Below are 11,895 nucleotides of genomic sequence, written 5' to 3' on the forward strand. Positions count from 1 at the left end.
GAACAGCGTCCTGATTTATCCGGTCCGATGGCTGAATTCGTAGCGCCACGACCCTTGCACTGCTCATCTTCGAGAAGCCCGCATGCAGACTTTCTTTATCGCGCCCACAGATTTTGGTGTGGGCCTGACGTCCATCAGCCTGGGGCTGGTGCGCACCCTGGAGCGCGCCGGGCTCAAGGTCGGTTTTTTCAAGCCAATCGCTCAGCCGCATCCCGGGGATCTGGGCCCGGAGCGTTCAACTGAACTGATCGCGCGCACCCACGGCCTCAAGCCGCCCAAGCCGCTGGGGCTGGCTCACGTTGAACGTATGCTCGGCGAAGGCCAGCTTGACGAGTTGCTTGAAGAAATCATCAACCTGTATCAAGAGGCATCGATTGGCCGCGACGTGCTGATCGTCGAAGGCATGGTCCCGACACGCAGCGCCAGCTATGCCGCCCGGGTCAACCTGCACATGGCCAAGGCCCTGGATGCGGAAGTCATTCTCGTATCCGCACCGGAAAACGAAGTACTAACCGAGCTCTCCGGCCGCGTCGAGCTGCAGGCGCAGATGTTCGGCGGCCCGAAAGACCCGAAAGTGCTCGGCGTGATCCTCAACAAAGTACGCACCGACGAGAGCATGGAAGTGTTTTCGGCGCGGCTCAAGGAACACTCGCCGCTGTTGCGCAGCGGTGATTTCCGCCTGCTCGGCTGCATTCCGTTTCAGGCCGACCTGAACGCCCCGCGCACCCGCGACGTGGCGGATCTGCTCGGTGCGCAAGTGATCAATGCTGGCGACTACGAACAGCGGCGCATGTCGAAGATCATCATCTGCGCCCGCACAGTGCTGAACACCCTGCAGTTACTCAAGCCGGGCGTGCTGGTCGTTACACCGGGCGATCGCGATGACATCATTCTGGCCGTGAGCCTGGCGACCCTCAACGGCGTGCCGTTGGCTGGGCTGCTGCTGACCAGCGACACCCTGCCCGATCCACGCATCATGGACCTGTGCCGAGGCGCGCTGCAGGCCGGGTTGCCCGTGCTGTCGGTGAGTACCGGCTCGTACGACACCGCGACGCAACTCAACCAGCTGAACAAGGAAATCCCTATCGATGACCGCGAACGTGCGGAGATCATCACCGATTTCGTCGCCAGTCACCTTGACGCCAACTGGCTGCATCAGCGCTGCGGCACGCCCCGCGAGATGCGCCTGTCGCCAGCGGTGTTCCGCTATCAACTGATCCAGCGCGCCCAGGCGGCAAACAAACGCATTGTGCTGCCCGAAGGCGCCGAGCCGTTGACCGTCCAGGCGGCGGCGATTTGCCAGGCCCGCGGCATTGCCCGTTGCGTGCTGCTGGCCAAGCCCGATGACGTGAATGCCGTGGCCCGCGCCCACGGCATCGAGCTGCCGCCGGGCCTAGAGATTCTCGATCCGGACCAGATCCGCGAGCGCTACGTCGCGCCGATGGTCGATCTGCGCCGCAGCAAAAACCTGAATGCGCCGATGGCCGAGCAGCAACTGGAAGATCCGGTGGTGATCGGCACCATGATGCTGGCCCTCGACGAAGTGGACGGGCTGGTGTCGGGGGTGATCCATTCGACCGCCAACACCATTCGGCCTGCGTTGCAGCTAATCAAGACGGCACCAGGCTGCACCCTCGTATCATCGGTATTTTTCATGCTGTTTCCGGAGCAGGTGCTGGTGTATGGCGACTGCATCATGAACCCGCACCCGACGGCCACCGAGCTGGCGGAGATCGCGGTGCAGAGCGCGGACTCGGCCGTGGCGTTCGGCCTGTCGCCGCGGGTGGCGATGATCAGCTATTCCAGCGGCAACTCGGCCAGCGGTGAGGAAGTGGAAAAGGTCCGCGAAGCCACGCAACTGGCGCGCGAAACCCAGCGCGGTCTGCTGATCGACGGGCCGTTGCAATACGATGCCGCCGCCAACGAGCACGTCGCCCGGCAACTGGCACCGGACAGCCCGGTGGCAGGTCGCGCCAACGTGTTCGTGTTTCCGGATCTGAACACCGGCAATACGACCTACAAAGCGGTGCAGCGCAGTGCGGACTGCGTAAGCCTCGGCCCGATGCTGCAAGGCCTGCGCAAGCCGGTCAATGACCTGCCGCGCGGCGCTCAGGTCGACGACATCGTCTATACCATTGCCCTAACGGCGATTCAGGCGGCCACCTTGCCGCAATAACATTGCGCTGCAATATCGCTTGCCCACAATAACCCCGCCGGGACCCACCGGCGGTTGACTGACACCGGAGTTCGATTCAGATGGATTTCCTGCCCGCCCCATTGCGCGGCGTCATCGCCTCGTTGCTGTTGGCGCTCAATACGATTCTCTGCTGCACGCCTCTTTTCGTCGTTGCCATCTTCAAACTGTGCCTGCCCTTCCCGGCCGCGCAGAAGGTCACCGACTGGCTGATGAGCCACATCCACGAAGCGTGGATCAGCAACAACAACGCCTGGATGGACCTGCTCGGTCACACCCGCTGGCATTTGAGCGGGCTGGAAAGCCTGGACTATCAGCATTCTTATCTGGTGACGAGCAATCACCAGAGCTGGGTCGACATCATGGTGCTGCAGTACGTGCTGAACCGGCGCATCCGCCCGCTGAAGTTTTTCCTCAAGCAGGAGCTGATCTGGGTGCCGGTGATTGGCCTCGCCTGGTGGGCGCTGGGCTTTCCGTTCATGAAGCGCTACAGCAAGGCTTATCTGGCCAAGCACCCGGAAAAGAAAGGCAAGGACCTCGCCACCACCCGACGCACTTGTGCGAAGTTTCGCAACAACCCGGTGGGCATTTTCAACTTCGTTGAAGGCACGCGCTTCACCGAAGCCAAACATGCGCAGCAGAACTCGCCATTCCGTTACCTGTTGAAGCCCAAGGCAGGTGGCATTGCCTTCGTCCTGGACGCCATGGGCGAGCAGTTGGAGTCCATCGTCAACGTGACCATTCATTATCCGGCCGGACGCCCAGGGTATTGGGACTTGCTCTGCGGGAACGTTCGCGAAGTGGTCGCGCATTTCGAAGAAGTGCAGATCCCGCCGCAGTTCATTGGCAAAAGCTACGACCAGGACGATGCCTACCGCCTCGAGTTTCAGCAGTGGATCAACCGGCTGTGGGAAGACAAGGACGCGTTGCTCGCGCAGATGCATGAGCGGTATCCGGGCTGAGTAGTCGTAGGCCTCAACGAAAAACCCCGGCTCACTGGCCGGGGTTTTAGTTTCACGTCATGCGGTTACTGCTGTTGCTGGTACTGCTGGCCAGGAATCGGCTTGAGATTGACCTCAACACGGCGATTCTGGGCGCGGCCGTTGACGTCGGCGTTGCTGGCGATGGGTGAATCAGGGCCGGCACCGCGCACCGACAGGTGAGCGGCATCAACCCCTTGGGAGGTCAGGTAGGTCGCCACGCTTTGGGCGCGCTGCTGCGACAGGTCCATGTTGTGCTGACGGCCGCCGGTGCTATCGGTGTAGCCGACGATTTCGATCATGTTCTGGTTGTATTGCTTTAGCGAACCGGCCAGGTTGTTCAGCGGCGAGTAGAAGCTGCTGGCGATGGCCGACGAATCAGTGGCAAAGGTGATGTTGCCTGGCATCACCAGTTTGATGTTGTCGCCCTGACGTTGAACTTCAACGCCGGTGTTGGCCATGCTCGCGCGCAACGCGGCTTCCTGCTTGTCAGCGTAGTAACCGTAACCGGCTGAGGCAGCACCCGCCACGGCAGCGCCAATCAGCGCACCTTTGCCTCGGTTGTTGTGATCGATGGCAGCGCCGGCGACGGCGCCGGCCAAAGCACCCAGGCCGCCGTACTTGGCGGTCTTGCTCATGCCGCTGGAGTTCTGCGCCTGCCCCTGATTGTCGTATGGATTCTGCGTTGCGCAGCCGGAAAGCACAGTCAATGCGGTGGCAGCGATGATCAAACGGCGAAAGGTCAACATCAAGGAGAGCTCCTGTTTTGCTTTTCTACGGCCAAACATAAAGGCCGACGATTTGGGCAATTAGAGCATGGTCGGCGTCAAAAATTCCTTAACGCAGGCTGAACCGCCGGTGCACGGCCAAAGGCAGTATTTCTTTAATAACAAAAGCAAATATTTATGTGCAGCATGAACATACTGTTCATCGAATTTATGCTGCTCAAACTGCCCAGAGTTAGTTAGCTAACTTCCGCAAGTCACTGATTGATATCGCTATTCATCCGTCAGCCAGTAAAGCCCACAAAATTTAAGGCAGTTTCATTTCTCGGACGCTTTCCTATACTGGCCTTGCGCAACCACAGGAAAGCGCAGTGATGAAGCAAACCATAAAAATCGCTCTCACTTTCAGGCAAGGCAGCGCTGTATCCACGCGCAAGAGCTGACTCTATGCTAAGAAAAATCCCCGTTTCCGACCTCACGCTGGGCATGTACATCCACGAATTCTGCCGTCCGCGGATCAACGATCCATTCTGGGCCGCGAACGTCGAACGCGAGCTCAGTGACGTCGCCGTGCTGCGGCACATTCAGGCGTCGACCCGTGAAGTGTGGATCGACACTCGCCTTGGCAAAAACTCCGTCGAGAACTCGCCTGCCGAACAGACTCCCCCCGAGTGTTTTGACGCTGCCGAAACCGCGCCTTGCAGCCTCGAGCTGGAACTGGCCCGTGCACGCCTGATCTGTGGCCGTGCGAAAGCGGCAGTGATGACCATGTTCAGCGATGCCCGGATGGGTCGGGCGATGAATACCGAAGACGTCGACCTGTTGGTCGAGGAAATCTCCACGTCCGTGATGCGCCATCCCCACGCACTCATCAGCCTGTCGCGCCTGAAGACGACCGATGAGTACACCTACATGCATTCGGTGGCCGTGTGTGCATTGATGGTCGCGCTCGCGCGGCAGATGGATCTGAATGAAGATCAGGTGCGTGAAGCTGGCGTTGCCGGGCTGATGCATGACGTCGGCAAAATGATGATCGACTCGGCCATTCTGAATAAACCCGATCGCCTGACCTACGAAGAATATGAGGTCATGAAGCATCATCCGCAGGCCGGTCTGGAAATCCTCCAAGGCTGCGAGCGAGTGACCCGGCTGGTGATGGACGTGTGCCTGCATCACCACGAAAAAGTCGACGGGAGCGGTTATCCCCACGGGCTGAAAGGCGACGAGATCAGCCTGCTGGCGAAAATGGGCGCCATTTGCGACGTATATGACGCGGTGACTTCAGACCGCCCCTACAAGAAGGGGTGGGATGCCGCGCATTCGGTTCGCGAAATGGCGTCCTGGAAAGGCCACTTCGATGCGAAGGTGTTCCAGCACTTTGTCAAGACCGTTGGTATCTATCCCGTGGGCGCGCTGGTTCGCCTGAAAAGCGAGCGCCTGGGTGTGGTGCTCGAGCAGGATGAACAATCCCTGCTGCAGCCGAAAGTGAAAGTGTTTCTGTCTACCCGGACCCGAATGCCCTTCGAGCCGCATGTCATCAACCTCGCCTGCCCCACGGTGCGAGACGGCATCCTGAAGTTCGAACTGGCAGAGGATTGGGGCCTGCTGGACGTCGCCAGCATGTGGGCCGGTCAGCCCGCGGCTTGAACCTGCCGTCGGGCTGGTCGGCGCGATTGCGCTTCAGACACTGGTTACCGCCGGCCTGCGTCGCAACGGAATAATGCCGACCTGCATACCAAAGGGCCTGAATACGGCGTTGAGGGTCTGCACCGTCGGATTACCCTCGCTCTGCTCGATCTGGCGCAGTGTGCGCAGCGAGATTTTGCACATGCTCGCGAACTGCTCCTGGCGCAATCCCGTGATTTCAGTGCGCAGCCGTTTGACGGCAGCGCCCATCGAAACGGTGCCCTCCAGCAACTGATCCCGAAGCTCGTCGAGGATGATGCCGCGCTGGCGGATTTCGTCGTTCATCGCAGGCCCCATTCTCTGAGCGTCGCATCCAGTCGTCCCAGCCTGATGCGCGGATGATTGAAGGTCTTTTGCGGCAAGCCCATTTCGTTCAGCAAATCAGGCAATGCCCGCAGGCGCTCGGCATCGGTTCTGAGACTCTCGAAAAGCTGTTCAGGGTCAGCCCAGTTGGATAAAGCGCGGCAGGCATCGCGCCAGCCCACCTCGCCGGCGCGCTCAATAGGGTCAGGCCATTTGGTGGTGCGTGTTACACCTTCATCGTCCATCACCATGGGCGCCAAGTCGTAAATCGGCGCCAGAGAGAGTCGCTGTTCATCGCGCAGGATCGACGTATTGCGCCCATGGTTATCGCTATTCCCCAGAATCTGATTGATCAGGTCGCGGCGCATGTACTCGGCGACCATCTGAGGAATCCCCCCCTGCTGAGCATTCGCCGACCAGGCGTTAGCCAGCGCGGCGACGGCTTGCACATGCGTCATGTACGCGCCGGGGCGGCTGATGTCGGCGAGCGAGTACACCGATTCGACAGCCAGCCGGCGCACGCCCTGTTCATCGACGCTGCGGTCGAAACGCTTCATCCACAGACTGGGCTTGCGGGCCTCTTCAAGGCTCATGCCGTCACAGGGAACGGTGAGTTCGCCGATGCGCTTGAGGGCCTGGTAATAACAGAACTCGCTCCGCAGAATGGTGCGGTCGGTTTCGTTGCCTTTGTTGCGCGAGAACTTCACGAACCAGTGTTGACGGACCTCGCTGTCGGCGAGCGTTGCATCAGGGTGCATTAGCCCCTGCGCGTCCTCGGCGAGCAATAGCTTTGGCGCCTCGCCGCCCGCTCCCGTCGCGCCCCCTACTGCGGCGCCTTGTTCATAGGCGTATTCAAGAAAGCGGCTGTCTCGGGCAATGACTTCACTCCGGTCAAACCCAATGCTGCTGGCCTTGAGTAATGCGTCGAACGATTCCTTGATGCGCAGATGCCCGACGGGCGCGGGGGTGCAGCGCTGCAAGAGCACCAGATCGGCCGGGGTGTTCTCACCCTCTGGCAATGCCAGACGCGCCAGTAGGAAACGGCGTGCGGCGCCTGCGGGAAGGATGTCATGCAAAAACGCCGGCAGCCCCGCCGTTCTGAACAAATCCCAGCCCAGTGGAATTCGAGCGCTCACGGACGGCGCGGTCAGCCGGTCGAGGGCATCCAGATGGTCAATCAGAAACGCTTGCTCGTAGGCAAAGCTGCACGGGCTGTTCTGACCTGATTCCGGCTTCTCGATGTCCACACGCATTGCGTCGTGCCATCGTCCCGAGAGGTAGAGTTGGAGGGTCAGCTGCATGACAGGCTGCTCGGCAATTTAATGCCTAAACCTTAAAGCTGAAATACTAAAAAGGCAATTAAATGCCTAAAATAGCGGTTTCAAAGGATAATTCGGCATTTTAGTGCCGAACCATCAGCCCAATAATCCCAGTTCTTGTGCCCGGGCCACGGCTTGGGTGCGCCGTTCGACACCGAGTTTGCCGTTGATGTGGCTGGCGTGGGTTTTGACGGTATGCAGGGAAATGAACAAGCGCTCGCTGATCTCCTGATTGGAGCAACCGTGCGCGATCAGCTGCAGCACGCTGAGTTCGCGGGCACTGAGGTGGTCGCCGCCGTTACAGGCGGGCGGCTCACTGGTGACGCGCAGGCAAGGTAGTCCCTGACCGGGCGCAGCTTCAGGAAGTTGCTGGAGCAGGTAATCAACCAGCCGGCATGAGGGTCGTTTATGCAGTTGCTCGCGCAGCCAGTCGGGATGGCCACGGATCAGGCGCTGGAAGGGTAAAACCGCACCACCCGTGGCGAGCTGGAGGCTTTGTTGAAAAAGCTCATCGGCCTCGGGCACACGGGATCTGTCGAGCAACAACAGGGTGTGCTGACTCAGCGCATTAAGGCCGAGCAGTCCTGCACCGATCCGCTGGGCGTACTCCACTAGACCGTGCAGCCGCGCCATCGCCTCTTCGGTACGGCCCTGAATGTGGTCGAGAACCGCCCGCAGCGTTTCGATCTGCTGAGGCAGTTGCGGCGAGCATTCGGGGGCGGCCGCAGGTTGGTTGCCGCCATAGGTCTGTCCAAGCCGCAGCAGCCAGGCGTCGGCCAGATCGATACGGCCCTGGGCCAGCCACAGTTCGCATTTGGCGAGGGTGATCATTGCCAGGTAATACACCGGCGGCACGTCCCAGATGTGCATCAGCCGCTCGGCCTCGGCCAGTTCGGCGAAGGCCTCGGCGTAGCGTCCTTCGCGCCCCTCCATCCCGGCAATCACGCAGTGGCCGATCAGCACGCTGATGTCGCGGCAGGCGCGCGCCTCGGCCAGCCCGGCATTCAAGCGCTCGCGCCCTGCCTCCGGTTGAAGAAACTGCACCAGCAGGCAACCTTCGTACAACGTCAGCCGCGCGCGGACCGCATAGAGCTTTTGTGAAGACAGGCCGTTCAAACGTCTCAAGCCCTGGCGCACCTCCTCCATCGAGCGAAGGGTTTCACCACGGGCCTGCAGCGTGCGAGCGCGGTCGTAATGCGCCAGCGCTTCGAACAACGGATTGGCGACGCGCTGCGCCAACTCAAGGGCATCACGGTTCAGCGCTCGGGCGCGCCACAAATCACCGTCAGCGATGGCCAGATTCGCCAGCGTCGACAGGCACAACAAGCGCTGGCCGTAGCGTTTGGGCGGCAGACTGACCAACGCCTCGCTGCAATAACGCCGGGCCGTTTCACTGTCGCCACGGCCCCGGGCGATGATCCCGCTCAGCGCCAGCCACTGCGCCAGCATCGAATTTTGCGCGGTCGCGGAAGGGGCCGGCAGGAATCGGCTGAGGTGATTGCCAAGCTCCTCGGCGGCATCCAGTTGACACGCCAGACCCAGAGCCCAGGCGTACAGCACGATCAAACGCGGCGTGCTGACCAACAGGCTGTCGGGCAAGTCCATTTTCCAGCGCAGCAGCATGCCGACGTTTTGCTCGGCGAGGAGTTGCTCCTCGGAAAGGTTTTGCACCAGATTGGCCGCCACATCCAGGTGCCCGGCCCGCAACGCCTGTTCAATGGCTTCGTCTAGCAGACCCTGCTCGCTGAACCAGCGGCAAGCGTTCAGATGCACCCGCCGTTGTTGCGGCGTCACGCTGGCCCCGGCCCGCGCGCGCAGCAGGTCAGAGAACAAGTGGTGATAGCGAAACCAGCGACCCTGCTCGTCCAGCGGAACCAGAAACACCTGATGGGCTTGCAGGTACTCCAGCATGTCGTCGCTGTCGTGACTGTCACGCGCGGCGTTGCACAGAGCACCGCTGAAGCGCTCCAGGCAGGCGGTTTCATAGAGAAAGGCCTGAACGTCGGCTGGCAGACAATCAATGACTTCTTCGAGAAGGTAATCCCGGATCAGCCCTTCCCCGCCGTTGAGCCCCTGGGTCAGCGCGTTACTGCCCGCTTCGTTAGCCGCCAGCAGCCAGAACCGCAGGCCGGCCACCCAGCCTTCACTGCGTTGCAGCAAGGCCCGCAGTGCATCATCGCTCAAGGAATTGCGCTGCGAATCCAGCACCGCCAGCGACTCGTCGTCGGTCAGACGCATATCCTGCTCGGACAATTCCAGCAATTGACGGGACAGCCGCAACCGCGCGAGGTGCCAGTTCGGCCGCTGCCGGCTGGTGACCATGATGTTCATGCCCGCAGGCAGATGATTGAGGAGAAACTGCAGGCAGCGATCCAGCACGGGGCCCTGCACCAGGTGATAGTCGTCGAGCACAAGCAACAGCGGTTTGCTCAACATCAGGTGCATCGCCAGCTCGTCCAGCAAACCGTCCAGCCACTCTTCGAAGGCGAAGGGCTGGTGACGCTGACGCATCTTCAGAAGGCCGAGCGCCTGGCCGCCGAGTTGAGGAAAGAGTTGCTGGAGACCGCAGAGCAGACGTTCGAGAAACCGGCCCGGGTCGCTGTCCCGGTGGCTCAGCCCCAGCCAGAGGTTCTGCCACTGATCGGGCAGGCTCTCGCAGAACTCCACCGCCAATGAGCTTTTGCCGAAACCGGCCGGCGCACTGATCAACAAGAGGCGCCCCGACAGACCCGCACTCAGCCGCTCGCACAATCGAGGCCTCGATACGTAACCTTCAGGCAGTGGCGGACGGAAGAAACGGCCTTCCAACGCAGTGACTGCGTGATTTGCGAATCCTTGCAAACGCGACAGATCAGTCATGGCCGGCTCTTGTTGGAGTGCTTGTTGTTCGGCGTTCAGATGTCGGGAGACTAGCGGCTATGGGAAGCCTTTTGAACATTGTTAGACGAAAGACTGTAAGAAAACGTATCCCATCAACAGGGGGAATGTTGGTTTATATGTCTGGAGAGGTACACGGTCCTACACCTGCTGCAGTGTAGTCGGCTCGGGCGTCGCTACGCTCGATGATTGGCTCGTGTAGGACCCATCCGCCAATGCGTTGAAATCTCTCGTTTGTAGCACTCCCTTTGCTGCCACGCGGAAACCAGGGCGGCTTGGCATTCAAGATTCAGACGCAAAAAAAAACACCCCGACCACTCGGGGTGTTTCCTTTCTGCGCTATGGGGTTCAGCCATAGGGTGAAACAGCGAAGGACTTCAGTGCGCTGTAGCTGTGATCAACGTTGCACGCTCTCCGCTCATTCGATCAGCCGTTAGCGCACGCCATCCTGGCGCAGGGCATTGGGCGAGAAGTCGCTGGCTGTGGCGGTGAAGCCGAAGTCATACGCCCTCTTCTCTTCGTTCTTCATGCCCAGCGCCAGGTAGCGACCTGATTGCAAGTCGTACAGGGCTTCGAGGGCGTACCACGGCACTTGTTTGTCGTAGTAGTTTTCGGCGTGGGCTTCCGCCACGCGCCACAGTTGACCACGGCCGTCGTAGTGATCGATGACCGCGGCCTGCCAGGTGTCTTCGTCGATGAAGAAGTCACGTTTGGCGTAGATGTGGCGCTGGCCTTCTTTCAAGGTGGCGGTCACGTGCCAGACGCGACGCAGTTCATAACGCGCCAGGTCCTGATTGATGTGGCCGGCCTTGATGATGTCGGCGTATTTCAATTTCGGATCGTCGAGCTTGTAACTATCGGACGCGATGTACATCTCTTGCTTGCCGATCAGCTTCCAGTCGTAGCGGTCTGGCGCGCCGTTGAACATGTCGAGGTTGTCGGAGGTGCGCAGGCCGTCGGCGGCGGTGCCCGGCCCGTCATAGGACACTTGCGGCGCACGGCGTACGCGACGCTGCCCGGCGTTGTAAACCCACGCCGCACGCGGCTCTTTGACCTGATCGAGGGTCTCGTGCACCAGCAACACCGAGCCTGCCAGACGCGCCGGCGCCGTCACTTCCTGCTTGAAGTAGAACAGGATGTTGCCCGGATTCTTCGGATCGAAATCTTTCATTTTGTCGCGGAAGACGAACTCGTCGTGGAAATACACCGGGTTGAACGAGCCGTTGGTTTGCGGCGTGGCCTGGGTGACCAGACGCGAGACGCTGCCGCCGCGATAACGGGTGATGTGGTTCCAGATCACCTCGAGGCCGTCCTTCGGAATCGGAAACGGCACAGCGGTTTCGAAATTCTCCAGGCCGTTGCCGCCGCCGACCAGTTTGGTCTTGGTGGCGTTGTTCTTGATCGCGGCGAACACCTCAGCGGGAACGGTAGCGCCACGGTGGGACGGGTAAACCGGCATCTTGTAGGTGTCCGGGTAACGCTTGAACATCGCGTACTGGCCCGGGGCAAGCTTGTCCTTGTACTGATCCACGTTCTGCGCGGTGATTGTGAACTGCGCTTTTTCGTTGGCGTACGGATTGGCCAGGAAACCTTTGTCGTCGACGGCGCCGGCATTGGTCGGCATCGGGCTCCAGGCCGGGATGGTGTTGGCAGCGTTGCCGGCTTTTTCCGCGCCCATCGGCGTCAGCGTGGTGCCCAGCTTGGCGGCTTCGGCATCGGACACCGCCGCCATCACACTGGTCGCCAACAACGACAGACCCAGCACGCCCACCTGCAACAGACCCTTCGTGATTTTCATTTTCATTATTGTC

Annotated in this window: 8 protein-coding genes; 3 read left to right on the forward strand and 5 right to left on the reverse strand. The window is 60.5% G+C overall.

Features of this window, described 5'->3' with window-relative positions; genetic code table 11:
- The first annotated feature begins 82 nt into the window (after positions 1-82).
- Positions 83-2,176: a phosphate acetyltransferase gene (pta, locus tag FX982_RS03705; RefSeq protein WP_172609687.1), complete on the forward strand. Its 2,094-nt coding sequence runs from the start codon at positions 83-85 to the stop codon at positions 2,174-2,176.
- A gap of 80 nt (positions 2,177-2,256) precedes the next feature.
- A complete protein-coding gene (locus tag FX982_RS03710; RefSeq protein WP_122536158.1) occupies positions 2,257-3,156 on the forward strand; it encodes an acyltransferase in 900 nt (299 codons plus the stop codon).
- Between the two features lie 65 nt (positions 3,157-3,221).
- Here FX982_RS03710 and FX982_RS03715 read toward each other — a convergent pair whose 3' ends face one another.
- A complete protein-coding gene (locus FX982_RS03715) occupies positions 3,222-3,923 on the reverse strand; it encodes an OmpA family protein (RefSeq protein ID WP_172609688.1) in 702 nt (233 codons plus the stop codon).
- 423 nt (positions 3,924-4,346) lie between these two features.
- Here FX982_RS03715 and FX982_RS03720 point away from each other — a divergent pair, with 423 nt between their 5' ends.
- Positions 4,347-5,546 (forward strand): HD-GYP domain-containing protein, encoded by a 1,200-nt coding sequence (locus FX982_RS03720; RefSeq protein ID WP_172609689.1) that lies wholly within the window; start codon positions 4,347-4,349, stop codon positions 5,544-5,546.
- A gap of 33 nt (positions 5,547-5,579) precedes the next feature.
- On the opposite strand, the gene FX982_RS03725 is transcribed toward FX982_RS03720, so the two are convergent.
- The 4 genes from FX982_RS03725 to FX982_RS03740 all read right to left on the reverse strand — a co-directional run bounded on the left by FX982_RS03725 (position 5,580) and on the right by FX982_RS03740 (position 11,882).
- The gene (locus tag FX982_RS03725) at positions 5,580-5,870 is read right to left on the reverse strand and encodes a helix-turn-helix domain-containing protein (protein WP_172609690.1); all 291 of its coding nucleotides are present in this window, start codon (positions 5,868-5,870) and stop codon (positions 5,580-5,582) included.
- Entirely contained in the window at positions 5,867-7,189 is a 1,323-nt protein-coding gene (locus FX982_RS03730) for a type II toxin-antitoxin system HipA family toxin (protein ID WP_172609691.1), read from the reverse strand. Before FX982_RS03730 ends, FX982_RS03725 begins: the two co-directional genes overlap by 4 nt.
- A 114-nt stretch (positions 7,190-7,303) precedes the next feature.
- Positions 7,304-10,066 (reverse strand): LuxR C-terminal-related transcriptional regulator, encoded by a 2,763-nt coding sequence (locus FX982_RS03735; protein ID WP_172609692.1) that lies wholly within the window; start codon positions 10,064-10,066, stop codon positions 7,304-7,306.
- 451 nt (positions 10,067-10,517) lie between these two features.
- Positions 10,518-11,882: a DUF1329 domain-containing protein gene (locus FX982_RS03740; protein ID WP_172609693.1), complete on the reverse strand. Its 1,365-nt coding sequence runs from the start codon at positions 11,880-11,882 to the stop codon at positions 10,518-10,520.
- Positions 11,883-11,895: the final 13 nt, after the last annotated feature.

Origin of the sequence: Pseudomonas graminis, assembly GCF_013201545.1 — a bacterium.
Classification (GTDB): Bacteria; Pseudomonadota; Gammaproteobacteria; order Pseudomonadales; family Pseudomonadaceae; genus Aquipseudomonas.